The sequence below is a fragment of the Oceanicaulis sp. genome (assembly GCA_040112665.1).
Taxonomy (GTDB): Bacteria; Pseudomonadota; Alphaproteobacteria; order Caulobacterales; family Maricaulaceae; genus Oceanicaulis.
Window position 1 is genome coordinate 2,818,589 of sequence record CP157796.1, and the last position, 25,879, is coordinate 2,844,467.

At 67.8% G+C, this 25,879-nt stretch carries 24 protein-coding genes and 2 tRNA genes; 9 read left to right on the forward strand and 17 right to left on the reverse strand.

Annotation, left to right across the window (positions count from 1 at the left end):
* Window positions 1–1,359 (reverse strand): bifunctional UDP-N-acetylglucosamine diphosphorylase/glucosamine-1-phosphate N-acetyltransferase GlmU, encoded by a 1,359-nt coding sequence (gene glmU, locus ABL308_13910; GenBank protein XBQ16038.1) that lies wholly within the window; start codon window positions 1,357–1,359, stop codon window positions 1–3.
* Window positions 1,360–1,463: 104 nt separating this feature from the next.
* Here glmU and ABL308_13915 point away from each other — a divergent pair, with 104 nt between their 5' ends.
* On the forward strand, window positions 1,464–2,162 hold the full coding sequence (locus tag ABL308_13915; protein ID XBQ16039.1) for an HAD hydrolase-like protein: 699 nt from the start codon (window positions 1,464–1,466) through the stop codon (window positions 2,160–2,162).
* Here ABL308_13915 and ABL308_13920 read toward each other — a convergent pair.
* The gene (locus ABL308_13920) at window positions 2,159–2,377 is read right to left on the reverse strand and encodes a phosphoglycolate phosphatase (protein XBQ16040.1); all 219 of its coding nucleotides are present in this window, start codon (window positions 2,375–2,377) and stop codon (window positions 2,159–2,161) included. The genes ABL308_13915 and ABL308_13920 overlap by 4 nt on opposite strands.
* Before the next feature lie 287 nt (window positions 2,378–2,664).
* Between ABL308_13920 and ABL308_13925 the strand changes: the two genes are divergently transcribed.
* Window positions 2,665–2,739: transfer RNA gene (locus ABL308_13925), tRNA-Val, on the forward strand.
* 53 nt (window positions 2,740–2,792) lie between these two features.
* Here ABL308_13925 and ABL308_13930 read toward each other — a convergent pair.
* Window positions 2,793–3,653 (reverse strand): CPBP family intramembrane glutamic endopeptidase, encoded by an 861-nt coding sequence (locus ABL308_13930; protein ID XBQ16041.1) that lies wholly within the window; start codon window positions 3,651–3,653, stop codon window positions 2,793–2,795.
* Between the two features lie 172 nt (window positions 3,654–3,825).
* Here ABL308_13930 and ABL308_13935 point away from each other — a divergent pair, with 172 nt between their 5' ends.
* The 3 genes from ABL308_13935 to ABL308_13945 are packed head-to-tail and all read left to right on the forward strand — an operon-like array spanning window position 3,826 to window position 7,531.
* The gene (locus tag ABL308_13935; GenBank protein XBQ16042.1) at window positions 3,826–4,899 is read left to right on the forward strand and encodes an extracellular solute-binding protein; all 1,074 of its coding nucleotides are present in this window, start codon (window positions 3,826–3,828) and stop codon (window positions 4,897–4,899) included.
* The gene (locus tag ABL308_13940; GenBank protein ID XBQ16043.1) at window positions 4,896–6,482 is read left to right on the forward strand and encodes an iron ABC transporter permease; all 1,587 of its coding nucleotides are present in this window, start codon (window positions 4,896–4,898) and stop codon (window positions 6,480–6,482) included. Before ABL308_13935 ends, ABL308_13940 begins: the two co-directional genes overlap by 4 nt.
* A complete protein-coding gene (locus ABL308_13945; GenBank protein ID XBQ16044.1) occupies window positions 6,479–7,531 on the forward strand; it encodes an ABC transporter ATP-binding protein in 1,053 nt (350 codons plus the stop codon). Before ABL308_13940 ends, ABL308_13945 begins: the two co-directional genes overlap by 4 nt.
* Window positions 7,532–7,537: 6 nt before the next feature.
* Here the strand turns inward: ABL308_13945 and ABL308_13950 are convergent, their stop codons facing one another.
* The 4 genes from ABL308_13950 to ABL308_13965 form a co-directional block, all read right to left on the reverse strand.
* Complete coding sequence (locus ABL308_13950) at window positions 7,538–8,734, reverse strand: hypothetical protein (GenBank protein XBQ16045.1); 1,197 nt, start codon at window positions 8,732–8,734, stop codon at window positions 7,538–7,540.
* Between the two features lie 169 nt (window positions 8,735–8,903).
* Window positions 8,904–9,965, reverse strand: coding sequence for a Glu/Leu/Phe/Val dehydrogenase dimerization domain-containing protein (locus tag ABL308_13955; GenBank protein ID XBQ16046.1), 1,062 nt, complete (start codon window positions 9,963–9,965; stop codon window positions 8,904–8,906).
* Window positions 9,966–10,138: 173 nt separating this feature from the next.
* The gene (locus ABL308_13960) at window positions 10,139–10,735 is read right to left on the reverse strand and encodes a uracil-DNA glycosylase family protein (protein XBQ16047.1); all 597 of its coding nucleotides are present in this window, start codon (window positions 10,733–10,735) and stop codon (window positions 10,139–10,141) included.
* Window positions 10,728–11,003 carry a DUF3253 domain-containing protein gene (locus ABL308_13965; protein ID XBQ16048.1) on the reverse strand — a complete coding sequence of 92 codons (276 nt, stop codon included), beginning with the start codon at window positions 11,001–11,003 and terminating at the stop codon, window positions 10,728–10,730. Before ABL308_13965 ends, ABL308_13960 begins: the two co-directional genes overlap by 8 nt.
* Window positions 11,004–11,026: 23 nt before the next feature.
* On the opposite strand from ABL308_13965, the gene ABL308_13970 reads away from it, so the two are divergent.
* Window positions 11,027–11,749 (forward strand): acyltransferase, encoded by a 723-nt coding sequence (locus ABL308_13970; GenBank protein XBQ16049.1) that lies wholly within the window; start codon window positions 11,027–11,029, stop codon window positions 11,747–11,749.
* 143 nt (window positions 11,750–11,892) lie between these two features.
* Here the strand turns inward: ABL308_13970 and ABL308_13975 are convergent, their stop codons facing one another.
* From ABL308_13975 to ABL308_13985, 3 genes are all read right to left on the reverse strand, one after another.
* Complete coding sequence (locus tag ABL308_13975) at window positions 11,893–12,417, reverse strand: hypothetical protein (GenBank protein XBQ16050.1); 525 nt, start codon at window positions 12,415–12,417, stop codon at window positions 11,893–11,895.
* Window positions 12,418–12,444: 27 nt separating this feature from the next.
* A complete protein-coding gene (metG, locus tag ABL308_13980) occupies window positions 12,445–14,163 on the reverse strand; it encodes a methionine--tRNA ligase (protein ID XBQ16051.1) in 1,719 nt (572 codons plus the stop codon).
* A 72-nt stretch (window positions 14,164–14,235) separates the two neighbouring features.
* Complete coding sequence (locus ABL308_13985; protein XBQ16052.1) at window positions 14,236–15,087, reverse strand: PfkB family carbohydrate kinase; 852 nt, start codon at window positions 15,085–15,087, stop codon at window positions 14,236–14,238.
* Between the two features lie 104 nt (window positions 15,088–15,191).
* On the opposite strand from ABL308_13985, the gene ABL308_13990 reads away from it, so the two are divergent.
* A tRNA-Thr gene (locus ABL308_13990) sits at window positions 15,192–15,267 on the forward strand.
* A gap of 106 nt (window positions 15,268–15,373) precedes the next feature.
* Here the strand turns inward: ABL308_13990 and ABL308_13995 are convergent.
* Window positions 15,374–16,012, reverse strand: coding sequence for a cysteine peptidase family C39 domain-containing protein (locus tag ABL308_13995; protein ID XBQ16053.1), 639 nt, complete (start codon window positions 16,010–16,012; stop codon window positions 15,374–15,376).
* Between the two features lie 72 nt (window positions 16,013–16,084).
* Complete coding sequence (locus ABL308_14000; GenBank protein XBQ16054.1) at window positions 16,085–16,348, reverse strand: hypothetical protein; 264 nt, start codon at window positions 16,346–16,348, stop codon at window positions 16,085–16,087.
* A gap of 242 nt (window positions 16,349–16,590) precedes the next feature.
* Between ABL308_14000 and ABL308_14005 the strand changes: the two genes are divergently transcribed.
* Together ABL308_14005 and ABL308_14010 are read left to right on the forward strand one after the other, a co-directional pair.
* A complete protein-coding gene (locus ABL308_14005) occupies window positions 16,591–17,379 on the forward strand; it encodes a methyltransferase domain-containing protein (GenBank protein XBQ16055.1) in 789 nt (262 codons plus the stop codon).
* Between the two features lie 115 nt (window positions 17,380–17,494).
* On the forward strand, window positions 17,495–18,496 hold the full coding sequence (locus tag ABL308_14010) for an SDR family oxidoreductase (GenBank protein ID XBQ16056.1): 1,002 nt from the start codon (window positions 17,495–17,497) through the stop codon (window positions 18,494–18,496).
* Between the two features lie 5 nt (window positions 18,497–18,501).
* Here ABL308_14010 and ABL308_14015 read toward each other — a convergent pair whose 3' ends face one another.
* The 5 genes from ABL308_14015 to egtB form a co-directional block, all read right to left on the reverse strand.
* Window positions 18,502–21,651, reverse strand: a complete 3,150-nt coding sequence (locus ABL308_14015; protein ID XBQ16057.1) for an efflux RND transporter permease subunit — start codon at window positions 21,649–21,651, stop codon at window positions 18,502–18,504.
* Between the two features lie 12 nt (window positions 21,652–21,663).
* Complete coding sequence (locus tag ABL308_14020) at window positions 21,664–22,788, reverse strand: efflux RND transporter periplasmic adaptor subunit (GenBank protein XBQ16058.1); 1,125 nt, start codon at window positions 22,786–22,788, stop codon at window positions 21,664–21,666.
* A 77-nt stretch (window positions 22,789–22,865) separates the two neighbouring features.
* On the reverse strand, window positions 22,866–23,657 hold the full coding sequence (locus ABL308_14025; GenBank protein XBQ16059.1) for a hypothetical protein: 792 nt from the start codon (window positions 23,655–23,657) through the stop codon (window positions 22,866–22,868).
* A gap of 78 nt (window positions 23,658–23,735) precedes the next feature.
* Window positions 23,736–24,506, reverse strand: a complete 771-nt coding sequence (locus ABL308_14030) for a class II aldolase/adducin family protein (GenBank protein ID XBQ16060.1) — start codon at window positions 24,504–24,506, stop codon at window positions 23,736–23,738.
* Window positions 24,507–24,569: 63 nt separating this feature from the next.
* Window positions 24,570–25,859, reverse strand: coding sequence for an ergothioneine biosynthesis protein EgtB (gene egtB, locus ABL308_14035; GenBank protein ID XBQ16061.1), 1,290 nt, complete (start codon window positions 25,857–25,859; stop codon window positions 24,570–24,572).
* Window positions 25,860–25,879 lie beyond the last annotated feature (20 nt).

The window sequence follows — 25,879 nt, forward strand, 5'->3', positions numbered from 1 at the left end:
CTAACCTTTCTTCTGTGCGTCTTTTTTCTTTTTCATCGCGGTGCGGAAGCGCTTCGCCCAGCCTTCCTTGGTGGTCTGGCCGGCGCGCGCCAGCGCCAGGGCGTCGTCCGGCACGTTATCCGTCACCACAGAGCCCGAGCCGACCATCGCGCCCGCACCTATGGTGACCGGCGCGACGAGCGAGCTGTTGGAGCCCACGAACGCGCCCTCGCCCACGATCGTGCGGTTTTTGAAAAAGCCGTCGTAATTGCAGAAGATCGTCCCGGCCCCGATATTCGCGCCCGCGCCGACCTCACCGTCGCCCAGATAGGCCAGATGGTTCGCCTTGGCGCCCGCGCCGAGCCGGGTTTTCTTCACCTCGACGAAATTGCCCACCTTGGCGCCTTCTTCGAGCACCGCGCCGGGACGCAGCCGGGCGTAAGGGCCGACTTCGCAGCCGCCGGCGACCTCGCAGCCTTCGAGATGGGAGAAGGCGCGGATGATCGCGCCCGAGCGGATCGTCACCTCTGGGCCGAAAACGACATTGGGCTCGATCACGACGTCGTTCTCCACCACCGTGTCATGGCTGAAGACCACGGTCTCCGGTACGATCAGGGTCGCGCCCGCTTGCATCGCCTCACGGCGGCGGCGGGCCTGCCAGGCGGCCTCTGCGACCGACAGATCGACCCGTGAGTTCACGCCCAGAACCTCTTCCTCGTCAGCCCGCACCGCCTTGGCCTTGAGCCCGCGCTTGCGCGCCAGCGCCACGACGTCGGTGAGATAGTATTCGCCCTTGGCGTTGTCGTTGGTCACCTCGCCCAGAAGCTCGAAAAGAAGCTTGCCGTCGCACGCCAGGACGCCGGAATTGCACAGCCGGACCTGGAGCTGTTCGGGGCTGGCCTCCTTGGCCTCCACGATGGCGTCGAGATCACCCTCGGCGGTCTCGATCAGACGGCCGTACTGGCCCGGATCTTCAGGCTCGAAACCCAGAACCGACACCGCCGCGCCCGCTTCCAGCGCGGCGAACACCGCCTCGACCGTCTCAGGCCGGATCAGCGGCGTGTCGGCGTAGAGCACGATCACGTCGCCGTCGAAATCTGAAAGCGCCTCGGCGGCCTGCTTGACCGCGTCGCCCGTACCCTGGGGCGGGTCCTGCAGCGCGGTGGCCGCGCCCGCAGCCTCGGCGCGCTCCTTGACGGCCGGAGAGTGCGCGCCCCAGACCACCACGGTGCGTCCGGCGCTCGATTTCGCGGCCAGATCCAGCGACCAGTCCAGCATGGACCGGCCCGCGACCGGGTGCAGCGGCTTGGCCAATGCGGACTTCATCCGCGTGCCGTGTCCGGCGGCGAGGACGACGGCGGCGCGCGGTCGGGTGCTCATGAAACGCTCCTGAATTTAGCGTGCGGCGGGGCTCGCAAACGCCGCTGGCGCGGCTATAGCCTATCAAAACGCCCGGCGCGAGGCGTCCGCTACGAGGAATTCCGATGAAGCCTGATTTCGACGTGTTCAGGGGCGCCCGCATCGCCTTCGATCTGGACGGCACGCTGGTGGACACCGCGCCCGACCTCGTGCGCGCGCTGAACGCCTGCACCAGATCTGAGGGCTTCGACCCCGTCCCCGTCGCCGCCGTACGCGCCATGGTCGGCCGCGGCGCCCGCGCGCTGATCCGCCGCGCCTATGAGCGCGCCGGAGCGCCCGAGCCCGACGAAGCGACGGTGGAGCGGCGCCTCGACGTGTTCATGGACACCTACAGGTCGGAAATCGCGATCGAATCGCGCCCATTCGAAGGCGTCATCGACGCGCTCGATCTCTTCGCCGCGCACGGCGCTGAGCTGTCGGTGTGCACCAACAAGCCGACCAGCCTCGCCGTGGCCCTGCTCAACGAGCTCGGCATGGCGGATCGGTTCGTGCGGATCATCGGACCCGAGGACGCGCCGGCGAAAAAGCCTGATCCGCGCCATCTCGAAGTTGCGATCGGCGGGCCGGCGGATGCAAAGACCGCGCTGGTCGGCGATTCCGAGCCGGACGCCCTGTCGGCCAGGGCCGCAGGCGCGCGGTCGGTGCTTTTCTCGGGGGGCTATAGCGAAAAGCCGGCCCGCACGCTGGGTGCGGACCGGCTCTTCAGTCACTGGAACGAAGCTCCGGCGCTGCTGGCCGGAGTGTTTGCAGAATCGGGAGCTTAGGCGCTACGGCGCTCGGCCCCGCGGTCGTTCGCAGGCTTGGGCATGCCGTTGACCATGTTGGACCGCACGTCGGTGCGTGCAGACCGCATGGCGGGCATGAAGCCGGCTTCGTGCAGCTCGATGTTCACATCGTAGCCACGCTCTTTCCAGTAGGCTTCGATCCGTTCTTTGAGACGAAGCGCGCCTTCACGGGTGCAGAAGTCGTTGCTGGCCATGGGGAGAACCTCCTTCGCTTCACGCGTCGCCAGTGCGCGTGCGCGGGGTGTGTGGTTATGAGCTGGAAACGGACGCCCGTCCCTCAAAGTTCCGAGCGTTGCGTGCCTCATAGATGGAATCTGTCTTTGACGAAAGTGTGACGTGGCCCCGATCACGATAAAATTATGCCACGCGGTGTACGGGTATTAAATTCGTCCTCGAAACAAAGCGAAGCGGCGCCCGCCACACGGGCGCCCGGCATGCTTGACCGGGCCGGTCCCGGCGGGTAAGTCACGCGTCCTCTTTCGGGCGGCTAGCTCAGCGGTAGAGCACTTCGTTCACACCGAAGGGGTCACAAGTTCGATCCTTGTGCCGCCCACCATTTTCCCGCTCACGCGGCGAATAGCCCGGACCCTGCGGCCGGGCTTTTTCGTTTCAGCCCACGACCGGTTTGCTGCGGCGATAAAGCGCGATCAGCGCCCAGCCTGCGAACATGACGGCGAAGCCGGCCGCGCCGACGAGCCCGTTCCAGGGCCAGCCGGTCTCAGGCGTGAACAGGATTCCGACCGCTGCGGTCGCGTTCATCGCGCCGTGAAGCGCGCCGGCGGGCACGACATGGCCCGAGCGCTCGCGCACGAGCGTGTAATAGGGGGAGACCAGCGTGGTGAAGACCACCATCAGCCCGACCCCGGTCCAGCCCATGCCCGGGTAGTTGTGTCCCATCAGGATGATCGGCGCGTGCCACAGCCCCCAGATCACCCCGATCACGATGGAGACGGGCCAGAAGCCCAGCCGCTTCAGCCTGGGCTGCAGCCAGCCGCGCCAGCCCAGCTCCTCGTTCGCGGTGATGAGGATCGTATTGATGACGATTCCGATCGGCACGTTGACCAGGATCGTGAGCCAGAGCAGCGCTTCAGCGCTCATCGGCAGCTCCACGCCCTGCGCCTGCACCTGTTCGGCCAGGCGCGCCGCAGCGTCGGCGGGCGGCTGGCCCAGAACTAGAAGCGTCACGCCGAGCGCAGCGATCACCAGAACGATCGCGATCGCCCAGCCCAGCAGCACCCAGACGATCACCGCCTTCCAGCGGATCGGCCTGAGGCTCAGCGCCTGCAGAAAGCGGTCCCGATCAAACAGGCCTGCAGCCACGAGCGCGCCGATCGCCGGGCCGAACATGAAAGCGAGGAACCACAGCGCCGTCATCGCGCCGGCGGCTTCAGGGCCGCCCGTGGCCTGCAGCCCCCAGGCGATCGCCCAGCTCGACCCGAACGCGACGATGAGAAAAACCGCGATCGCCATGACCAGTCTCCTCTGCCCTGACCGGCACGCTAAACACCCCCTCACCCTCCCGCCATCGCGAAATTCGCCGAACCGTGGCGGAGCGCCGCACTTGCGAAGAGTTCGCAAAAGTGGCACGCAGGCCCGCACAATGCTTTCGCGCCGTCTTGCGCCGCACCCACCGGGAGCCGTCATGAAGATCACCGCCGCCGTATCCAGAGCCGCCCTGCTCGCCTCCGCCGCCCTGATCGCGGCCTGTTCGGACGGCGGGACCACCGCCGAGGGCGGGAACGCCGGGGCGCAGGACGCCGGCGTGGTGAACATCTTTTCCGCCCGGCATTACAGTTCGGACGACGCGGTCTACGCCGCCTTCACCGAAGAGACCGGCATCGAGGTGAACGTGGTCGAGGCGGGCGGCGATCTGCTGATCGAGCGCATCCGCGCAGACGGCGAGCGCAGCCCGGCGGACGTGGTGATCACGGTGGACGCGGGCCGGCTCTGGCGCGCCGAGCAGGCCGGGCTGTTCCAGCCTGCGCCCGAGCTCGAGGACGCGCTTTCCGAAGTGCCGACAAATCTCGTCCACCCCGAGAACGACTGGTTCGGCTTCGCCACCCGGGTGCGCGGGATCGCCTATGCGCCTGATCGTGTCGAGGCGTCGGAAGTCTCCGATTTCACTGCGCTCGCCGATCCCAAATGGCGCGGCCGGATCTGTGCGCGTTCGTCAGGCAACGTCTACAACCAGTCCCTCCTTGCGGGCCTGATCGAGGCCGAAGGGCCTGACGCCGCCGAGGCCTGGGCCGCCGCGGTGACCGCCAATCTCGCCCGCCCGCCCCAGGGCGGCGACACCGATCAGGTTCGCGCGGTCGCGGCCGGTCAGTGCGACGTGGCGATCGTGAACCACTATTACGTGGCCCGGCTCGAGCGCTCCGAAGACGCCGCCGATCGCGAGGTCGCTGACGCGGTCGACTTCGTGGTCGCCGATCTCGCGGGACAGGGCGCGCATGTGAACGTGTCCGGCGCAGGGCTCGCGGTCGGCGCGCCCAACCGGGACAGCGCCATCGCCTTCCTGCAATTTTTGCTGACCGACGAGGCGCAGCGCGCCTTCGCCGAGCTGACCAACGAGTACCCGGCCGTCGAAAACGCACGCTACGACAACCCGGTCATCACCGGCTACGGGCCGATCGACGCCGATCCGGTCAATGTCGACCGGCTGGGCGAGAACGCGGCCGAGGCCCAGCGCATCTTTGATCGCGTCGGCTGGCCGTGATCGCGCGCCCGCGCTTCAACCCGGTCTGGCCGGCCGCGATCGCGGCCCTGATCTGCGCCGCACCGCTTCTGGCGGTCGCGGCGCTCGCCGTTTTCGGGCCCTGGACCGACTACATGGCCCATATCGCGACGACGCGCCTGCCCGCCTATCTGGGCCATAGCGCCGCGGTGATGGTGATCGCGGCGGGCCTCGCCGCGCTCATCGGCGCGCCGCTGGCCTGGCTGGTCTCGCGCTATGTCTTCCCCGGCCGCGCGGTCTTCGAATGGCTTCTGGCCCTGCCGCTGGCCATGCCCGCCTATGCGGCGGCCTATGCCTGGTACGACCTCACACAGGCCGCAGGGCCGCTCGGGTTCCTTCCGACCGTGCGCGGGCCTGTCGGCGCGGGCCTGATGTTCGCGCTGACGCTCTACCCGTATGTCTACCTCCTCGCCCGTGAGGCCTTCGCCGGGCAGAGCGCGGACGCCTATGAAGCCGCCCGCACGCTGGGCGACCAGCCCCGCTCGGCCTTCCTGCGCGCCGCCCTGCCGCTGGCGCGTCCGGCCATCGCCGCGGGTCTTGCGCTGGTGGTGATGGAGAGCCTCGCGGATTACGGCGCGGTCGTGCATCTGGGCGCCCCCACCCTGTCTGTCGGCGTGATACGCGCCTGGGCGGGGGAAGGCGCGACCGCCGACGCCGCGCGGCTCGCCATGATCCTCGTGGTGATCGCCTTCGCCCTCTTCGCCGTCGAACGCGGCCAGCGCCGCCGCGCGCGTCAGAGCGCGCCGTCAGGCAAGCGCCGGCCGCCGCGCCGGGTCCGGCTTTCGGGCATGGGCGCGTGGCTGGCGGCCCTCGCCTGCGCCGCGCCGATCGCGCTCGGGCTCGTCGTCCCGATGCTGCGCCTCGGCGCGCTGGCGCTCGACGCGCCTGTGGCGCGCGGGCTGATCGACGCGGCGGGCAACTCGCTTTTCCTCGCCGCGATCTCGGGTCTCGTCGCCGCCGTGCTCGGCTTCGCCGCCGCCTATGCGCTCAGAAGCGGGCGCAAGCGCGGGATCTTCGCCGCCAGGCTCGCAGGCCTCGGCTACGCCGTGCCGGGCTCCGTCGCGGCGCTGGGCGTGCTGGCGATGTTCGGCGCGATGCAGACCGGGCTCGACGCGGCCTGGCGCTCGGCCTTCGGCTCGGTCTTCCCCGCGCTTCTGACCGGCTCGGTCCTGGCGCTGATCTTCGCCTATCAGTCCCGCTTCGCCGCTGCGGCCATCTCACCCGCGGAAAGCGCGCTCGCCCGGGTCACCCCGACGCTGGACATGGCCGCCAGAACGCTCGGCGCCGGACCGGCCGCGACCGCTTGGCGCGTGCACCGGCCGCTGGTCAGCTCAGGCGCCATGCTGGCGGGGCTTCTTGTGTTCGTGGAGGTTCTGAAAGAACTTCCCGCGACCATGATCCTGCGCCCGTTCAATTTCGAGACCCTCGCGGTCGCCGCCCACAACTACGCCAGCGACGAGCGTCTGGGTCAGGCCGCCCTGCCCGCGCTGCTGATCGCACTGATCGCGCTGCCGCCGATGATCTGGATCGCCCGGCGCATCACCGGGCAGGAGGCGACCCGGTGAAGCCGCTCGCGCTCGACGACCGCCGCCTGGCGGTGGACGGCGCGGTGGTGCGCTTCGCGCCGGGCCGGCCGGCCGTGGACGGGGTGGACCTCACCCTGAAATGCGGCCGCGTGACCGCCCTGCTCGGCCCGTCGGGCTCGGGCAAGTCCACCCTGCTGCGCGCTATCTCCGGACTCGAAAAGCTCGACGGCGGGGCCATCGCCTTCGCCGGCCGGGCCTGGTCGGGCGAAGGCGTCCATGTCGCCCCCGAGGAACGCCGCTGCGGGGTGGTGTTTCAGGACTACGCCCTGTTTCCTCACCTCACCGCGCTCGGCAATGTCGCCTTCGGGCTCAAGGGTGCGCGCAAGGACCGGCATGCCGACGCGCTCGCGCGGCTCGAAGCGGTCGAACTCGGCCACCGCGCGAAAGCCTATCCGCACGAGCTGTCCGGCGGCGAGCAGCAGCGCGTCGCACTCGCCCGCGCGCTCGCCACGAAGCCTGACGTCATGTTGCTCGACGAGCCCTTTTCAGGACTCGACCGGCGCCTGCGCGGGTCCTTGCGCGAAACCACGGCCCAGGCCCTGCGAGACAGCGAAGCGGCCACCCTCATCGTCACCCACGACGCCGAGGAGGCGCTGGCCCTCGCCGACCATGTCGCGCTGATGAGCGAAGGCCGGATCATCCAGAACGGCCGGCCTGACCGGCTTTATCTCAAGCCCTCCAGCCTCGCCGCGGCGCGCCTGCTCGGCGAAGTCGAGGTGTTCGAGACCCGCGTCTCCGGCGGCCGCGCCGAGACGCCGCTGGGACGCCTCGACGCCGACGGCGCCGCAGACGGCCCGGCGCTCGTGCTGCTGCGGCCCGAGGGCGTGACGCTTGGGAACGCCGACGCCGAGGGCGCGCTCGCCACGGTGACCGAACGGCGCGCGGCGGCTGGCTATGCGCGAGTGTTCTGCCGGCTGGAGACCGGCCGCGTGATCGAAGCGCGCGCCTCGCTCGCCCAGTCCTGGCGGACCGGCGACGCCGCCCGCCTCAGCCTCGACCCGCATTTTGCGAGCGTGGTGGCGGAGTAACGCGGCTCAAGGCGCATCGGCGCGCACCGGCTGAAGATGGTCAGGCCACTCAAAGCCGACCTCGACCGTACGCATCGGCCAGTCGGAGGTGTCCACCTCCCGAAAACCTGACGCGTCACGGATCGCCAAGAAAGGGGGGCCGTAATCGCGATCTCGCGGGCGTGACCGGCGTGTCTCCCGCACGGCGATCATGACGAAACGATCCCGGATTGAGTCGTACCGCGCGCTTCCTGAAATGCCGACCCGTTCAGGATAGGGAGGCGCGCGCATGGCGTCGCTCTCGATGATCGCCGGCGGCTCGCCGGGCGACGCCGCCCAAAGCGACCAGGGCGGCAGGTCTTGATCCACGACGCCGTAAGCGGTCATCTGGCGCGTGAAACCGCTGACACCGAGCATGACCTGGCCGTAGGCGCGGCCGTCCGCGCCGATGTTTGTAATCGTAGAGTCCTTCCACGGGGTCACTGGCTCCGACCAGGTCGGCAGAGGGTCGCCGAAACGCCACCAGGTGTGAAAGAAGGACGGTCGATCCGGCGCCGGTCGATCAGCCAGGGAAGGCGGGTAGTCTAGAACTCCGACGACGCTTCCGTCAGGCAGTTCGGGTCTCCAGTAACGCAACCACACGCCCGATCCGTCCTCAGCGAAATAGATTTCGCGTATCCGTTCAAAGCCCTGATCGCTCAGTCGCGTGAACGCGCCGGTTTCAAGGTCATAGGCATAGGGATGCTTCGGAATGGACCGGGACCCGACGCTGAAGTCTGCGACCCCGAACACGAGCGCCGACCCGTCCCAGGACAGGCCGGGCGGACCATGATACCGCCCGGGAGCGGATAAGAGCGCTTCGACCTGACCGTCGACGCCGACCACCATCAGGGCGTTCTGGTCCGAAAACACGTCCGCGGCGCGCCGCCCTGCAGCCGGAACGAGCTGGAAAGCCAACCTTGTCCCGTCCGCACTGATCGCCAGATCGCCGACCTTGCCCACGCCCGGTCCCAGATCGAGGCGCAGAATCTCGCGCGCCTCGAGATCAAAGACCTTGACATATCGAACCGGCTCGCCGCTGACAGCGGCGGCGTAATACCGTCCGTCAGGTGTCAGGGCCGTGCCATGAGTGTTCGTGTGATGCGGCTCCCACGCCGCCCCCGTCGCCTGCGGAGCCAACAAGATCGCCAACGCCAACGCGAAAATTCCGACGATGACCCGCATGCACAGCCCTCCACGCCGCTAATCAGTAAATCAAAGCATGCTGAAATCGCCTTAGGTAAGCAAATCTCTACCGCTTAACGGTGTGACCCAATCCGCCGGAGATTGCAATCGATGCGAAAAAGCCCGCACCTTTCGGCGCGGGCTTCTTCATTCAGGGATCAAGCGAGGCTTACGCCGCCGCTTTTTTCTGGTTCGCCGCTTCGGCGATGCGCTGGCGGGCCAGCTCGTCGGCGACGAGGTTGGCGGGCCGGCCTTCGTTTTCAGCGGTGTCCAGGATCTCGCCCAGCGTGCGCTTGAGGGTGACGAGCTTGCCTTCGACCCATTTCGCGTCGAAGCGCGGGTCGATCTCGCCCATCACGTTGATGATGCCGCCCGCGTTGATGACGTAGTCGGGCGCATAGAGGATGCCGCGCTTGCGCAGCGCTTCACCCATGTCGCGGGTGAGCAGCTGGTTGTTCGCCGCGCCGGCGACGATCTTCACCTTCAGCCGGTCGATCGTGTCGGGGTTGATGACCGCACCCAGCGCGCACGGGGTGAACACGTCCGCGTCGACGTCGTAGATCTCGTCGGTCGGCACGATGGTCGCGCCGGTCTTTTCCGCCAGCGCCTTCAGCTCGGGCTCGCGGATGTCGGCGAGGAAGAGCTCCGCGCCGGCCTCGGCGAGATGGCCCACGAGGTACGAGCCGACATGGCCCGTGGCGCCCTGCACGGCGATCTTCACGCCTGAGAGGTCCGAGCGCGACAGGCCGCGCTCGACGCAGGCCTGGATGCCCAGGAACACGCCCTTGGCGGTGACGGGGCTGGGATCGCCGGTGCCGTCGGGCAGGCCGACGACGTGGCGGGTCGTGCGGCGCGCGGCGACCATGTCGTCCGGCGACACGCCCACGTCTTCGGCCGAGATGTACTTGCCGCCCAGCGCTTCCAGCGCACGGCCGAACGCCTCAAACAGCGCCTGGCGGTCGAAATCGCCTTCAGGGCGCATGATCACGGACTTGCCGCCGCCGATCGGCAGGTCGGCCATCACGTTCTTGTAGCTCATGCCCTGGCTGAGGCGCAGCACGTCGGTCAGCGCTTCGGCCGAGCTTGCGTATTTCCACATCCGGCAGCCGCCGACGGCCGGGCCGCGCGCGGTGGAGTGCACCGCCAGGATCGCCTTGAGGCCCGTGGCCGGATCGCTGGCGAAAAGAATGTTCTCGTGGTCGTCGAACGCTTGCTGTTCGAACACGCTCATGGGCGGGGAGTCCTCTGATGCGAGCTATGTCTCAGGCCTGTCCTTCGCGGAGCGCCGCCTTATCGGGCGGTCGTCGTCTTACGCGAGGGAGCGCGTTCCGTTCGAACGCGGGGGCGGTCTACCCTCGCGCCGGGCCTCAGGCAAGTGTAAGTATTTGTTTGAATTTTGTCCGGTCAAATCTCGCCCGCGAGGATGCTGCGGATGCGGCGGCGCAGCTCCGGCAAAACATCGTTCTCAAACCACGGGTTACGTTTGAGCCATGCATTATTGCGCCAGCTCGGATGCGGCAGCGCAGCATGATCAGGCCAGAAATCTCGCCAGCGCAAAACGGTCTTTGTGAGGGTCTTTTCAGCCTTGTCTCCCAGATGCCAGCGCTGCGCGTAGGCGCCGATCAGCAAGGTGAGTCTGACGTTGGGGAGCGCGGCGTCGGCCCGGTCCTGCCATAGCGGCGCGCACTCCTTGCGCGGCGGCCGGTCCCCGCCCTTGGCGTCGAGCCCGGGAAAGCAGAAGCCCATCGGCGTGATCGCCACCGTGTCCTCGTCGTAGAACTCCGCCTCGCTCATCCCCAGCCAGTCGCGCAGCCGCACGCCGGACGGGTCCATGAAGGGCGTGTCCTTGCCGTGTGCGCGCGTGCCGGGCGCCTGGCTTATGATGCGGATGCGGCTCTTAGTGGTCCCGCGCACGATCGGGCGCACCGGGTGACCCAGATAGGGCGCGCAGACCCGGCAGGCCCGCGCTGCGGTCTTGAACGCGTCGAAGCTCTCAGCCATCGCTCGTGTCAGGGCTCGCATCTGTCCGCGGCAGCGACAGACGGTAAACGCCCTTGAAGCTTTCGGGATCGACCGGCTTGCCTTTTCTCAGGATCGAGATGCGTCCCTGACGGGCGAGATGGACCGCCGCGCTGCGCACATGGCGCATGTGCTGGTTCCAGTTCTCGCCGAACGCTTCGCGCGCGGCTTCGGAGGGGCAGATCGACTTGTCCGCCCCTCGCGCTTCGACCAGCGACAGAATCGCGGCTTCGATACGGTCTTCGCTCATGAGCCGACGAGATACGCCCTTCCATGCGCCGTGACCACCGCCCGTACTGGATGCACGCCGCCTGGGAGCGGTTCGAAAACGTTTGGGCGCAGCGATTCCTCGCGCCGCATTTTGAGACCCTCGGGCCCCACGCGAAGATCGTGCGGCCCTGGAATGTCGAGGTGTTCGGCCCGAACGTGCATGCCGGAAAGGCGATCCACGTCGTCAGCCGGCGCGACCAGCCGGTCAGCTTCACCGTCTGGTCGCCCAAGGACGCGCCGGGAGAAATCCGCATCGGCAATTGCTGCTTCTTTGCAGGCGGGGTGCGCATCCTGGCCGCGAAGTCGATCACGATCGGCGACGGCGCGCTGCTGGCGAAATCGGTGACCATCACCGATTCCGACTGGCACGGACTTTACGACCGGATCGATCCCCGGCCCGAAGCCAGACCCGTCGTCATCGGCCGAAACGTCTGGCTCGGCGACGGCGCCTTCGTCTCCAAGGGCGTCACGATCGGCGACAACGCGGTGATCGGCGCGCGCAGCGTGGTCACCAAGGACATCCCCGCCAACACCGTCGCCGCCGGCGCCCCCGCCCGTCCGGTCAAGGCGCTCGATCCCGACGGCCCCTTCAAGACGCGCATGGAGATGATGGGCGACCCCGAGGGCCTGGACGCCTTCATGGAAGCCGCCTACGCCGAGGCGCTCGAAGGCAACTCCACACTGGGCTGGCTAAGGACCAAGCTCTTTCCGCGGCGGACGGATTAGCTTTTTGAATTCCCGGACAAGGCCGGACTTGATCCGGCTGCATATCCGGGACCTTGTTCAGGTGGCGGCGCCTTGACCGGGTGAAGGTCCCGGCCCTCCCCCCGGATCAGGTCCGGGGTCCGGCCGGGAATTCACGGTGCGCTTCAGCCAAACAGCGCGTCGATGCCCGCCTGCGCAGCGGCCTGATCGTCGACGTCCTCGCCTTCGATCCGGCCGTTCACTGCGGCCCGGGCCGCGGCGAGCAGCGGTTCGATCTCTGCGCCCGCCATCGCGGCCGCTTCGGCGTGGCGGCCCTCGCGGACGAGGTCCTGCGCCTCGGTCATGGCCTGATCGAGCGCTGCGACGACCGTCTCGAAATGCGCTTTCAGCGCGCGGGGCGCGGCGGCGTAGGCGGCGATCACCACCTCGCGGCCCGCGTAGTTCGTCCGCTCGAAATGCTCGGCGTAGCCGGCCGGGCGCCAGGCGAGCACGTCCTCGGCCATGTCGGGCATGGCCTCGAGCATTTCGAGCGCCATCACCGCTTCGTTGAAATGGTTGAGGTAATCGGTCGCAAGCCCGGATTCGGGGTGCACGTTGGCCCGCGCCAACGCTTCGGCGCAGAGCGCGCCCTCGCCCAAAGTGTCGCCGGTCACGATCATCGCGCCTGTCTTCAAAGCTGCAACCGCCATTGATGGCGGCTCAGGCTTTACGAAGCGCTAACTGTTCTCCGGCGCGCCGCCGAAGCGTTCGGTCCATTCGGCGACCTGATCGTCCTCGATCTTCTTGAACAGGACGTCGGGCACCGAAAATTCGAGCCCGCGCGGCAGGGCGTCGAGCAGGACGTTCGCCGGACCGGACGGCCAGGCGCGCTTGTCGACAGGCACGCCCACCGCGTCGAGGATCTTCGCTGCGGTCTCGGGAATGACGGGCTGGGCGACGATCGCCGCGATCACGGCGAGATTGATCCCGACGCGGACACCAAGGGCGGCGGCTTCGGGGTCGGTCTTGAACTTCGTCCAGGGTTCGGCGCGAGTGAGATATTCGTTGCCCGCCGCCCAGAGCGCGCGGGTCTCCGCACCGGCCTTCCTGAACTCCATCGCCTCGTAGTGTTCGGCGATCGCTTTCAGGCGCGTTTCGAGTTCGGCCTCCAGCCAGGCTTCAGCCTCGCCGGGCTCGCCGCCGTCGGGGATTTTCCCCTCGAAGCGGGAGCTGGCGAACTTCAGGATCCGGTTGACGAAATTGCCCAGCACGTTGGCCAGATCGGTGTTGATCGAGGACTGGAAGTGCTCCCAGGTGAACTGCGCGTCCGCGCCCTCGGGCGCGTAGGCGGTCAGGTACCAGCGCCAGTAATCGGCCGGCAGAAGCTCCAGCGCCTGGTCCATGAAGACGCCGCGCTTGTTGGAGGTGGAGAACTTGCCGCCATACCAGTTCAGCCAGTTAAAGGCCTTCAGCCGGTCGACCGTCTTCCAGGGCTCTTCAGAGCCCAGGATCGTCGCCGGGAAGCTGACCGTGTGGAAGGCCACATTGTCCTTGCCCATGAACTGCACATAGGAGACGTCGCCTGCGCCCTTGTCGGTGCGCCACCAGCTTTCCCAGTCCCCCCCGGTCTTCTCCGCCCACTCCGCAGTGGCGGAGATGTAGCCGATCGGCGCGTCGAACCAGACATAGAAGACCTTGTCTTCGAAGCCTTCGCGCGGCGCGCCGTCTTTGGTGACCGGCACGCCCCAGCTGAGGTCGCGGGTGATGGTGCGGTCGCGCAAGCCTTCGTCGAGCCATTTATAGGCGATGGATTTCGCCAGCGCCGGCCAGCCTTTCGCGGCGTCCACCCAGGCGCGCAGCCGGTCTTCCATCTCGCTTTGGCGCAGCTGCAGATGGCGCGTGTCGCGCACTTCGAGGTCGCGCGAGCCCGACACCGCCGAATACGGCTCGATCAGATCGACCGGGTCGAGCAGCTTGCCGCAATTGTCGCACTGGTCGCCGCGGGCCTTCTCATAGCCGCAGTTCGGACAGGTCCCCTCGACATAGCGGTCGGGCAGGAAGCGGCCGTCGGCCCTGGAATAGACCTGCTTTTCGACGACCTCGGCGATCAGGCCGTTCGTTTCCAGAACCTCTGCGAAATGCTGGGTCAGGCGCTTGTTGTGATCCGAGCTGGTGCGGCCGAAATGGTCCCAGGCCAGATTGAACTGCTCGCCCAGGCTCTTCTGGATCTCGTGCTGTTCGTCGCAATAGGTTTTCACGTCCTGACCGGCCGCCGCAGCGGCGAGTTCGGCGGGCGTGCCGTGCTCGTCGGTCGCGCAGATCGCCAGCACCTCGTGGCCGCGCAGCCGCTGGAAGCGCGCATAGACGTCGGCGGGCAGCATCGACCCGGCCAGATTGCCCAGATGCTTGACGCCGTTGATGTAGGGAAGCGCGCTGGTGACGAGGATGCGGGCCATTGAAATTACCTTGGTGAGCGTTGCGCGCCGTAGATAGCCGCCTCCGGGCGTGAGGGGAACCGCGCGCCGCGCTCAATCGCGCATGGCGCGCACGCCCGCCCTCGGGCCTTCATACGCCACGCTCGACGCTGCGACGCGGGCGGCGGCTTCGAGCGCCGGCTCGACGTCCCGCCCCGCGGCGAAGCGGAAATACGCATAGGCGCCGTGAAACACGTCCCCTGCGGCGAGCGTGTCGACCGCCTCGACCTGCGGCGGCCTGACCGATCCGGAGCGGCCGTCCGCACCTTTCCAGACGATCGGGCCAGCGTCGGCGGTGACTGCGGCCAGCGATGCGCCGCGCGCGAGCAGCGCAGCGATCACCTCGCTCTCATCGCGGATCGCAAAGGCCGACGACGCGATCGTTTCGGTGGCGAGCCGTGTGAGCGCGTCCATGCCCGGCTTCCAGCTGCCCGCATCGAGCAGCACAGGCTTTCCGGCGTCGCGAAACGCGCGCGCGATCCCGGTCGCCGCCTCGGGCAGCTGACCGTCGATCAAAAGCGCGTCGAAGTCCGCCGGGTCGGGCAGGCTTTCACGCCATCGCTCAGGGCTTTCGGTCTGCGGCGGCGACCAGATGGTCCGCCCGCCACCGGGCGTCAGCGCGACGGAGGCGCAGGGCGCATCGCCCGTCGGCGCGCCGATCGGATGCAGACGCACGCCGTATTGCGCGGCTTCGGCGGTCACCGCGTCTGTCAGAGGCCCCGCGCCCAAGGCGCCGGCGTAGACGGCCTCGCCGCCCAGGATCGCGCAGGTGATCGCCGCGTTGAGCGCCGGTCCTCCGGCGGCGGTGTAGACACGCGCCGCCTTGGCCTTGGCGTTCTCGGCCGGAAGCGCGTTAAGCGCATAGACCATGTCGAAGGTGTGCCCGCCGAAAAACAGGATCGTCATGAGGCCCTCCCCGCCGAAGGCTGAACCGGCGCGGACGAAGCTTCAAGGCCGGTGCATCGGCGCGCTTGGCGCGCTCGCCCGCATCGCGTATCCATCGCCCGTCGGCCGGTTTAGCTCAGCTGGTAGAGCAGCGGTTTTGTAAACCGAAGGTCGGGGGTTCGAGTCCCTCAACCGGCGCCATTTTTTCTGTTTTCCCCGAGCTTTAAGCCGTTGTGCAGACGGGCGGTCGCCCTTGCGAACCCTGCGGGTTCAAGTTTGCCCGCCCGCCTCAAACCGGATCGAACGTTCAGCTCTCTGAAGGCAAAGCGCTCCCCGGAACGGGAAGAGCTGCCACCGGCGACCAGAGCGCGCGCTGGCGCTCGAAGGCTTCGCGCGAGACCGCGAAATCGCCCATGGCGGGGTCGAAGAGATAGACCCGGTCCTCGTCGGCGTGCAGCACGACGAGATAATGGTTGGGCTCTCCGGTGACGTCCTCGCGCCACCAGGCGTGCACCAGCATGTCGCGATGGATGGGAGACAAGAGCGCCGTCATCCCGCGCGGGGTCGGCTTGTAGACGGGCAGGATCATCGGCCGGCGTCGGCCGGTATGCGTGACGAAATCGGCATAGTCCGGCCGGAAGCTGTAAAGCCGCCCGCCGCGCGCCTGCACGATCTCGGTCAGCTCGGCGAGCGTATATCCCGCCTCGCTGCCCGGGCGGGTCTCGGCGTAGACGGCGCGCTCGTCGAACGGCTCGCCCCAGGCGGAGAACGCGGTCGACAGCGCGGCGAGCCCGCAGGAATTCTCGAAATCCTGCCGGTCGAGCACCGTGGTCTCCGACAGCGCGGCGCGCTCCTCGGTGTAGCGCGGGGCGATGTAGGACATCGCGGCGCAGGCCTGCACAACCAGGCCGGCGGCGAGCGCCGCAACGAGCTTCGCAGGTCTCATATCCCCTCCCGGACAGGCGAAAACGCGACGCCGGGCGGCGCCGCGTCTTCAACTGTCACGCAACAGGCCTGATCAGGCCGCCGCCACGATGGCCAGCACGACGAGGCCGCCGATGATGATCCATTCGAGCCGGATGTCTTCCATCTGGCCGCCCTCGATCTCTTCGAGTTCGGCGGTCTCGACCTGTTCGGCCTCGAGCATGGCGAGTTCGCTGGCGCTCAGCTCGACCGCGACGGTTTCGGTGTTCGCCTCGTCTTCGACGGGAGCCGTGGCGGCGAAGGACGGTGCGGCGCACAGGGCGCCCGTGGCGAGCGCGGCGATTACAGTCTTTTTCATGGTCACCTCCAATAAGAGAAGGTTAAAGCCTAGGAAGCCGCCGCGGTTCCCCTCAAGTGAATTCAGGAAATGACTTATTCGGCCAAGCGTTGGAACGAATTCAGCTTTTCTTGAAACCCCTTCTGCTTTGAGACCTTGGTTCAGCGCGCTCGCGGCGCGCGACGGCCGTTCGCTGGCTGCGATTTACACTTTTTGCAGCCGCTTGCCGCCCGGCCTGTCGCTCTGCCATAGTTTGTCCGGACATGAGCGAACTCAGCAGCGCCTATTTCGCGACGGGACGGCCGGCCGATCTGGAAAGCGACCGGCTGCGGCGGCTCGACGCGTTCTACGCCGCGCCGACGCAGGACTGGCTCATGCGCACCGCGGGTCTCGCGCCGGGCATGAAGATCCTTGAAGCCGGCGCGGGCTCGGGCAGGATGCTGTCCTGGTTCGCGGCGCGGACCGGACCGTCCGGCGACGTGCTGGGGCTCGATCTCGACCTCGGCGCCGCCGCGCCGCCCGTCCCGCCTGTCCGGCACCTTCAGGCCGATCTTCACGCGCCCGCCGCCGAGCCGGAACGCTTCGATCTGGTGTATGCGCGCCTGGTGCTGATGCATCTGTCCGATCCGCTCGCCGCGCTGAAAGCGCTGGCCGGCTGGCTGCGGCCGGGCGGCATGATCGCCATCGCCGATCTCGACTGTTCGACCTGCGGACCCGAAGACCCGAACGCGCCGGGCATGAAAGCCTTCGCCGAGGCGCTGGATCGCGTGAGGGACGGCATGGCGCGGACCGGGCTGATGGACCCCGCCTTCGGTGCGCGCCTGCCGGAGCTTCTCGAGGAGGCCGGCTTCACCGACATCGCCGTCGAGCGGCACGAGCGGATCGTGGAAGGGGGCTCCGACTGGTCGATGTTTCAGGCGGAGAACAACCAGATGATCGCCCCGGCCGTGGGCGAAGCCGAAGCCGGGGAGACCGTGGCGCGGTTCATGAGCGCGCCCGGCCTGCGCTACCGCGATCAGACGCTGGTTTGCGTCACCGCCAGAAAATCCTGACAGCGCTGGACGTCTGGCCGCTTCCGCCCCGCCTCGCGAAGTGAACGAACACTGGAACGGGCGGCCTCGGGGCTCGTTGCGCGAGATAAGTCCCGCAAGCCCCAGGAGCTCCCCCATGTCCTCTCTCAAGCCGCTTTCAGAACAGACCGTGGTGATCACCGGCGCCAGCTCCGGCATCGGGCTGACCACCGCGAAAATGGCCGCCGAACGCGGCGCGAACGTGATCCTGGTCTCCCGAAACGGAGAGGCGCTCAAGGAAATCGCCGAGGAGATCACCGCCCAGGGCGGACGCGCGGACTGGGTGGAGGCCGATGTCGGCGTGCGCGACGAGGTCCGAAACGTCGTCTCAACCGTGATCGAACGCCATGGCGGGTTCGACACCTGGATCAACGACGCCGGGGTCGGCATCTACGCCACGCTCGAAGAGACCACCGACGAGGACCACGAGAAGATCTTCCAGACCAATTACTGGGGCGTGGTCTACGGTTCGACCGAAGCGCTGCCGCATCTGAAACAGCACGGCGGCGCGCTGATCACGCTGGGCTCGATCAGCTCGGACATGCCTGCGCCGGTGCTCAGCGCCTACACCGCGTCAAAGCACGCGGTTAAGGGCTTCATCGATTCCCTGCGCATGGAGCTGATCCACGAAAAGGCGCCGGTCTCGGTGAGCCTGATCAAGCCCAGCGGCATTCACACCCCGTTCGGCATCCGGGCGGAGAACTACGCCGACAAGCGGTCCAGGGTGCCGCTTCCGGTCTACCATCCCGAGCTTGTGGCCAAATCGATCCTGTACTGCGCCGAGCATGAGAAGCGCGAGATCATGATCGGGGAGTCCGGCGTGATCCAGACCACCACCGCCCAGCTCTTTCCCAGGCTGGCCGACAAGATGTTCTCGAGCCTGTTCTACAAGATGGCCTACGAGAACCGCGCGCCGCGCGGTTCGGCGAACCTGCACGAACCCGGCAACGAAGGCATGAGGCTGGGCGACCAGGACGATCCCGCAATCAGGTTCAGCCCCGCGACCGAGCTTCAGATGAGGCCCGGCGCGAAATGGGCGCTGATCGGCGGCGGATTGCTGGCCGCAGGCTGGCTGATGAACCGCCGCGCGAACGCTTGACGCTCCTACTCCGCAGGCGCTCCGCCACCCGTTTCCGGGCTCGCGGCGGCGCCGGCGTCGGTGGAGGTTTCCGCCTCTTTCTCCAGCCGGCGCGTCATCCAGTTGGGCGTCTTGGTGTACTTGCCCGCGGCGGCGTAGGCGGCGGGCACGACGAACAGCGTGAACAACGTCGCGACCATCACGCCGGTGAAGATGACCACCCCGATCGTGATCCGGCTTTCAGAGCCCGGCCCCACGGCGAGCACCAGCGGCAGCGCGCCGATGGCGGTGGACACCCCGGTCATCAGGATCGGGCGCAGACGCACCGTCGCCGCTTCCAGCGTGGCTTCGAGCACGTCCATCCCCTCCTCGCGCAGCTGGTTGGCGAATTCGACGACCAGAATGCCGTTCTTCGCCGCCAGGCCTATGAGGATGATCAGGCCGATCTGGGAATAGATGTTCAGGCTCGACCCGGCCATGTAGAGCCCGAACAGCCCGCCTGCGACCGCGAGCGGCACGGTCAGCATGATCAGGGCGGGCTGGATGAGGCTCTCGAACTGCGCGGCCAGCACCAGGAAGACGATCAGAAGCGCCATGCCGAAGGCGAAGAGCACGGCGCGGTTGGCGTCCAGGAACTCCTTAGCGCCGCCGAGATAGGTCGAGCCCACTTCCGGCGGCAGCTCGGCCTGCGCCCAGCTGTCGAGCCAGGCGACCGCCTCGCCGAGCGTATAGTCCTCGGTGAGCGTCGCGTTGACCGAGATGGCGCGCTGGCGGTTCACCCGGTTTCTCTCCGCCGCCTCGCCGACCTCGCGCAGGGTGACAAGGTTGGACAGCGGGATCAGCTCGCCTGAACCGGCGCGCACGTAAAGGGTCTCGAGATCGTCGGGATTGGACCGGTCCGCGCGCCGGTTCTCCAGGATCACGTTATAGGCTTCGCCCCGGTCGATGAACTGGCCGACCCGGCGCGAGCCCAGATGGGTCTGAAGCGTCCGGCTGATGTCGGTGACTGCGACGCCCAGCGATGCGGCCCGCTCGCGATCGATGTCGACGACCAGGCGCGGCGTGGTCGGCTCGTAATCGGTGCGCGGGCGCTGGAGGCCGGCATTGTTCTGGTTGATGTCTTCGATCAGCTGGCGCGCATAGGCGTAGAGCACGTCGTACTCCGGCCCCTGCAGGACGAACTCGACGTCGTCTCCGCCGCCCCCGCCGCCGAACGAGCCGCGCATGGAGGCGAAGGCGCGCACGCCGGTGAGCTGGCCGAGATCGCGGTTGATGTCGGCCATGATCTCTTCGCCCGGCCGGCGCTCGTCCCAGGGGACCATGGTGCCGATCACGAGACCCGAGGAGAAGCTCGATCCGCCGCCGAAACCCGGCGCGACCACCAGGACGCGCTGCAGCTCGCCGGCCTCGAGATAGTCGAGCATGATGTCCTCGACCTCGTCGGCCTGCTCGGCGAGATAGTCGAAGCTCGCGCCTTCAGGGGCGGAATACCGGCCGAAGAAGGAGCCGCGATCCTCCGGCGGCGTCAGCTCGCCGGGCAGCCGGTCGAACATGAACCAGGCGCCGGCGACCGACAGCAGCACCAGCGGAATGACGCTCGCAGGCTGCTTGAGCACGATTTCGAGGCTTTCGCGATAGCGCTCCCGCGTCCAGCCTACGCCCGCCTGCACCCAGCGCGCCGGACCGCGCGCTTCTTTCGAGAGCGTCAGCAGCTTGGACGTCATCATCGGGCTCAGCGTCAGAGCCACGAAGCTCGACAGCACGACCGCGCCGGTGATGGTCACCGCAAGCTCGGTGAAGATCCGGCCGATGAGGCCGGGCAGGAAGATCAGCGGCACGAACACCGCGACCAGCGTCGCCGTCGTCGCCACCACCGCGAAGAAGACCTGCCGGCCGCCCCTTAACGAGGCGAGCGCGGGCGGTTCGCCCAGATCGACCCGGCGCTGGATGTTTTCCAGCACGACGATGGAGTCGTCGACCACCAGCCCGATGGTCAGCACCAGGGCGAGCAGGGTCAGGATGTTGATCGAAAACCCGAAGGCGGCGAGCACGGCGAACGTGCCGATCAGGCAGACCGGCACGACCGCGGCGGGGATCACCGCGGCCCGGAAGCTGCCCAGGAACAGATAGATCGTCAGCACCACGAAGGTCGCCGCGACCAGAAGCGTGCGCCAGACCTCTCGGATGGATTCCTTGATGAAGACCGTGTCGTCGCTCGCGGCGATCAGCTCCATGCCCTCGGGAAGCTGGGGCATGAGCCGCTCGGCCTCGGCGCGGATGCCGTCGGCGACGGCGACCGAGTTCGCCTTGGATTGCCGCACGAAACCGATGCCGATCATGTTCTGACCGTTGCCGCGGAAGACCGAGCGCGTCTCCTCGGCGGTGAGTTCGACGTCGGCGACTTCCTGAAGGCGGATCACATGCCCGTCCGCGCCCTCGCGAACCGGAAGACGTTCGAAGGCTTCGGGCGTGGAGAACAGGCGCTCGACGCGGACGAAAAGCTGGTTGTCGGCGGTCTCGACCGCGCCGCCGGGCGCCTCGACGTTCTCGGTGCGCAGCGCGCTTTCGATTTCGGCCACCGTGATGCCGCGCGCGGCCATCGCTTCAGGATCGAGCCAGATGCGCATCGCGTAGCGGCGAGACCCGCCCACCCGCACCGCGGCCACCCCGTCCACCACGGAGAACCGGTCGACGATATTGCGTTCGGCGTAGTCGGTGAGCTCCTCGCTCGTCATCCGGTCAGACAGCAGATTGTACCAGATGAAGGGCCGCGCATCGCTGTCCTGCTTGGCGACCTGGACCTCTTCGACATCCTCGGGCAGGCGCGGACGCACCCGGCTGATCGCGTCGCGCACGTCGTTGGCGGCCGCTTCGATGTCGCGATTGAGGGTGAAGGTGATCGTGACGTCGCTTTCCCCGTCCTCGGACTGGGAGGTGATCGTCTCAACCCCGTCGATGCCCGACAGAGCGTCCTCGATGACCTGAGTGACGCGGTTTTCGACCACTTCGGCGTTCGCGCCCGGATAGGCCGCTTCGACCGAGACGATCGGCCGGTCGACATCGGGCAGCTCGCGCAGCGGCAGGCCGCGCAGCCCCAGAACGCCGAACACGACGATCAGCGCGCTCACCACGAAGGCGAGCACTGGGCGGCGGACGGCGACGTCTGACAGCGTCATGGCGCGCGCCTCCTAGCCGGCCGACGCGGCGGTGGCGGGCCCGGCGGAGGGCGAACCGCCCTCCTCGTTCCGGCGCGGTTCGGGAATGCTCACCGGCGCGCCGTCGGTGAGGCGGTGCACGCCTTGCGCGACGATGCGACGGCCGGCCTCGAGCCCGGAGACCACCTCGATCATGGAGTCCGAACGCCGGCCCAGCTCGACTTCGTGGCGGACGGCGCTGAGTCCGCGCTCGCCGTCTTCGATCACGAACACGAAGGCGCTTTCGTCCAGCCTGACGATCGCGGATCCGGGCACGGCGAGCCGCTGACGCACGTCGCGGCGCATCTCGACGGTCATCAGCATGCCCGGCATCAGCCGGCCGTCGGCGTTGTCGATCATGGCGCGCACGGTGACCGCGCGGGTGGCCGGGTCGATGCGGGAGTCGATCGTCTCGACCTCGCCGCGGAACACGTCGTCGGGCCAGGCCGAAGCGCGGGCCTCGACTTCAAGCCCCGGTTCGATCACCGCCAGGAAGCGCTCGGGCACGGTGAAGTCGAGCTTGATCACGCTGGTGTCGTCGAGTTCGGCGATCACGTCGCCCGGGCGGACGAGCTCGCCGACCGAAACGTTGCGCAGGCCCACCACGCCGGAGAACGGCGCGCGGATGATCCGGTCCGCGACGCGGGCTTCGATGGCGTTGACCCGGGCGCGGGCGCGCTCCACCGCGCCGACCGCTTCATCGAGCCGCGAACGCGGGGCGACGCCGCGCTCAGTCAGATCACGGATGCGCTCCACCTCGCGCGTCGTCTCGCGCAGCGTGGCGCGCGCTTCGGACAGGCCCGCCGCCTCTTCGGCGTCGGCCAGTTCGACCAGGATCTGGCCAGCCTCCACGCGCTGACCGGAATCGAAATCGAGCCGGGCGATGACATCGGAGACCTTCGCGGTGATCGTCACGCTTTCATTCGCGCGCGCCGTGCCCAGCGCCTCGACGATGTCGGCGAACTCGACCGTGTCGACCTCGTAGACCGCCACTGGCGTTTCGCGCCCGCCCCAGCCGCCGCCCTGCGCTCCCTGATCAGACAGGGTGCGCCAGAGCACGGCGAGCGTCATGGCCGCAAACACCGCGGCGACGATCAGAATGAATAAAACGCGGCGCATAGGCTGTCTCCGCTCGATATGCGCTCGGATATGAAACGTTTTTATGGAAAAGCAAAGCCGGGCGGCGAACCGGGCCTTCAGAACTTCCGCCACAGCGCGATGCCGAACGCACGTTCCTCGGCCATGCCGTCGCTGAGCACGGTGGTGAGGCCTGAGAACTGGATCCGGGCGCGGCGGCTGATCGGATAGGCCAGTGAAATCTGCGCTCTATGGCCGGAATAACGCCCGATCGGGCCCGGCGCGGAGCCGTCCGACCAGACCGAATAGGTCTGCAGATAGATCCAGACCTCGCCGTAGCGCCGCCCGCAAGCCAGATCGAGGCGGACCTCGTCGACCGGCTCGCCGCGCCTGTTGCGCCAGCCCGCCGAACCGGCCGCGAAGCCGCGGCTCCCGAACGAGCGGCCGGCCTGAAGGCGCAGATCGATATCGCCTTCGCCTTCGCCGAAATGAAGATTGGTGCCGTTCTCACCCGAGCCGGGCAGGCCCGCCGCGCCTTGCACAGCGAAGGACCAGGGCCCGCGCCGGGCGAGCCTCACGCGTGCGCCGGCCTCAAGACCGCCCAGGCCGTAGGCCGGCGTGGCGATCGAGGACGGCGCATCGGGATCTAACGAAATCGTGATCTCGCCGCTGCGCATTTCCTGCAGCGCGCCCCGGCCGATCAGCGTGATCCGGTCGGTCAGGCCGTATTCGAGATAGAGCGAGTACTCGGTCTTCAGAAGATCGGGCCCGGCCTCGGTGTCGAGCCGATGCAGCCCGACCGCGGTGATGGCGAGCCCCTCGCCCGCTTCGCGCGTCCAGCCCTGCGCGGCGGCGGCTCCTCCATGAAGCCCGCTCGTCAGCACAAGCATCGCCAGAACCAACGCGCGCATACCCGCCCCCTGTCAGGACGGGCATGAAACACGCCTCAGGCGCGATATGTCGAGTCTGATTTCGCCTTTGAGGCTATATCAGCGATCGTAGCCCGGGCTCTCGCGGTTCACCCGGTCGCGCAGGGCGTGCCAGGCGATCTCCAGGAACAGCTCGTTGGTGACGCCTTCGGAGCCCTGCTTGAACACCCGGTTCTGCATCGCCTCGTCCCACTCGATCAGCTCCGCGCCGGAACCCTGGGCCTTGGTCTGCACCGCGCAGGCGCGCTCGAGCAGGTACATGCGCAGATAGCAGCTGAACGGGTGGTTCCCGACGGCCAGCGTGCCGTGATTGCGCAGGATCATCAGGTTCTTCTCGCCGAGATCGGCGACCAGCCGCGCCTTCTCGCCCTCTTCGAGGGCAAGGCCTTCGTAGTCGTGGTAGGCCACGTCGCTCATGATGTTCATGGCGAGCTGGCTGATCGGCAGGAGCCCGCGCTTCTGGGCGGACACCGCCACCCCGTCATTGGTGTGAAGGTGCATCGCCACCTTCGCGTCGTGCCGGGCGGCATGGATCGCGGAATGGATGGTGAAGCCCGCCGGGTTGATGCCGTAGCGGCTGGGCGGCAGCACGTTCCCGTCCAGATCCACCTTGACCATGTTGGACGCGGTCACGTCCTCGTAGAGCAGGCCGAACGGGTTGATCAGAAAGTGCTCGTCAGGCCCCGGCACGCGCATGGAGATGTGGGTGAAGAACAGATCGTCCCAGCCGTGCATGCGCACCAGCCGGTAAAGCGCGGCGAGATCGCAGCGCGCCTTCCACTCCTCTTCGCTGACCTGGTCTTTGACGGAGATGTTCGCGGCGTCTTCCATGACGGTCCTCCCTTGCGGGCCAATCGGATTTGCGAACGAGGATCGCGGTTCGCAGGCCGTCCGTCAAACGTCCCGCGCAAGCCTCAGCCCGGTCATCTGCCATTGCGAACCGGGATAGAAAAAATTCCGATAGCTTGCGCGCACATGGCCCGGCTGGGTCAGGGCCGAGCCGCCGCGCAGCACGAACTGCCCGCACATGAATTTGCCGTTGTACTCCCCGATCGCGCCGGTGGGCGCGCGGTAGCCCGGATAGGGCGAATAGGCCGACCGGGTCCATTCCCAGACCTCGCCGAACAGGCCGTAAAGCGGCCCCGGCCCGTCTGCAGGCGTGGGATGCAGGCGCGCGCCCGGCGCGGTCCAGCGCCCGGCCTCGGCGTCGTAGCTCGCCGCCGCGCGCTCCCACTCACGTTCCTCGGGCAAGCGGAAGCCCGACCAGGCCGCGAACGCGCTCGCCTCGAAATAATCGACATGGCTCACCGGCGCGTCCGGATCGATCGGCTCGAGCCCGTGCAGGGTGAACTCGCGCCAGCCGTCCTCGATCTCGCGCCAGTAGAACGGCGCGCGGCGGCCGCGCTCCTGCACTTCGGCCCAGCCGTCGGCGAGCCAGAATTCAGGCCGCTCGTAACCGCCATCCTCGATAAAGGCGAGATATTCCGCGTTGCTGACAGGCCGGGACGCCAGGGCGAAGGGTTCGAGCCAGGCCTTGTGGGCGGGGCCTTCATTGTCGAAGGCGAAGCCCTCATGGGCGTGGCCGAACTCGCAGAGACCGCCTTCGTAAGCGACCCAGTCCGGATCGGGCGGGCGGGCCGTCAGCTCCGCCACCGCGCTCAGCGCCCCCTCCTTGTACGCCGTCTCGGGAAAGCTGTTGGCCGACAGGACATGCTTGATGTCGGTCAGGAACAGCTCCTGATGCTGCTCTTCGTGGGCGAAGCCGGTCAGGACGACCTCGGCGTAGGCTTTCAGCGCGCTCGCGCCGGCCTTTTCGAACCAGCGCCGCACCGCACCGTCGACATGGCTGCGATAGGCCAGCACCTCCTCGATCGACGGCCGGGTGAGAAAGCCGCGCTCGGGCCGGGCGTGCCGTTCGCCGATCGCCTCGTAGTACGAGTTGAACAGAAAGCAGAAGCGCGGATCGAACTCGGCGTAACCGTCGAGCCCGGGCTTGAGCAAAAACGTCTCCCAGAACCAGGTCGTGTGCGCCAGATGCCATTTGCCGGGCGAGACGTCGGCCATCGTCTGAACGCACAAATCCTCCGCGCTCAGCGGCGCGGCCCAGGCCACCGACCGCGCACGCACCGCGTCGAAGCGCGCTCTGAGCGCGGCCGCATCCTGACGAACGACGTCCTTGGGCATGGTCGAGGCTCCGGTTTCGG

Coding starts and splice junctions, on each gene's coding strand:
- ABL308_13970 (XBQ16049.1), top strand. CDS start 11,027: ATGCGCCGTGACCACCGCCCGTACTGGATGCACGCCGCCTGGGAGCGG.
- ABL308_14030 (XBQ16060.1), bottom strand. CDS start 24,506: ATGGAAGACGCCGCGAACATCTCCGTCAAAGACCAGGTCAGCGAAGAG.
- ABL308_13955 (XBQ16046.1), bottom strand. CDS start 9,965: ATGAGCGTGTTCGAACAGCAAGCGTTCGACGACCACGAGAACATTCTT.
- ABL308_13935 (XBQ16042.1), top strand. CDS start 3,826: ATGAAGATCACCGCCGCCGTATCCAGAGCCGCCCTGCTCGCCTCCGCC.
- ABL308_14020 (XBQ16058.1), bottom strand. CDS start 22,788: ATGCGCCGCGTTTTATTCATTCTGATCGTCGCCGCGGTGTTTGCGGCC.
- ABL308_14000 (XBQ16054.1), bottom strand. CDS start 16,348: ATGAAAAAGACTGTAATCGCCGCGCTCGCCACGGGCGCCCTGTGCGCC.
- ABL308_14005 (XBQ16055.1), top strand. CDS start 16,591: ATGAGCGAACTCAGCAGCGCCTATTTCGCGACGGGACGGCCGGCCGAT.
- ABL308_14025 (XBQ16059.1), bottom strand. CDS start 23,657: ATGCGCGCGTTGGTTCTGGCGATGCTTGTGCTGACGAGCGGGCTTCAT.
- egtB (XBQ16061.1), bottom strand. CDS start 25,859: ATGCCCAAGGACGTCGTTCGTCAGGATGCGGCCGCGCTCAGAGCGCGC.
- ABL308_14010 (XBQ16056.1), top strand. CDS start 17,495: ATGTCCTCTCTCAAGCCGCTTTCAGAACAGACCGTGGTGATCACCGGC.
- ABL308_13995 (XBQ16053.1), bottom strand. CDS start 16,012: ATGAGACCTGCGAAGCTCGTTGCGGCGCTCGCCGCCGGCCTGGTTGTG.
- ABL308_13930 (XBQ16041.1), bottom strand. CDS start 3,653: ATGGCGATCGCGGTTTTTCTCATCGTCGCGTTCGGGTCGAGCTGGGCG.
- ABL308_13960 (XBQ16047.1), bottom strand. CDS start 10,735: ATGGCTGAGAGCTTCGACGCGTTCAAGACCGCAGCGCGGGCCTGCCGG.
- ABL308_13985 (XBQ16052.1), bottom strand. CDS start 15,087: ATGACGATCCTGTTTTTCGGCGGGCACACCTTCGACATGGTCTATGCG.
- ABL308_13950 (XBQ16045.1), bottom strand. CDS start 8,734: ATGCGGGTCATCGTCGGAATTTTCGCGTTGGCGTTGGCGATCTTGTTG.
- ABL308_14015 (XBQ16057.1), bottom strand. CDS start 21,651: ATGACGCTGTCAGACGTCGCCGTCCGCCGCCCAGTGCTCGCCTTCGTG.
- ABL308_13975 (XBQ16050.1), bottom strand. CDS start 12,417: ATGGCGGTTGCAGCTTTGAAGACAGGCGCGATGATCGTGACCGGCGAC.
- ABL308_13915 (XBQ16039.1), top strand. CDS start 1,464: ATGAAGCCTGATTTCGACGTGTTCAGGGGCGCCCGCATCGCCTTCGAT.
- ABL308_13965 (XBQ16048.1), bottom strand. CDS start 11,003: ATGAGCGAAGACCGTATCGAAGCCGCGATTCTGTCGCTGGTCGAAGCG.
- glmU (XBQ16038.1), bottom strand. CDS start 1,359: ATGAGCACCCGACCGCGCGCCGCCGTCGTCCTCGCCGCCGGACACGGC.
- ABL308_13920 (XBQ16040.1), bottom strand. CDS start 2,377: ATGGCCAGCAACGACTTCTGCACCCGTGAAGGCGCGCTTCGTCTCAAA.
- metG (XBQ16051.1), bottom strand. CDS start 14,163: ATGGCCCGCATCCTCGTCACCAGCGCGCTTCCCTACATCAACGGCGTC.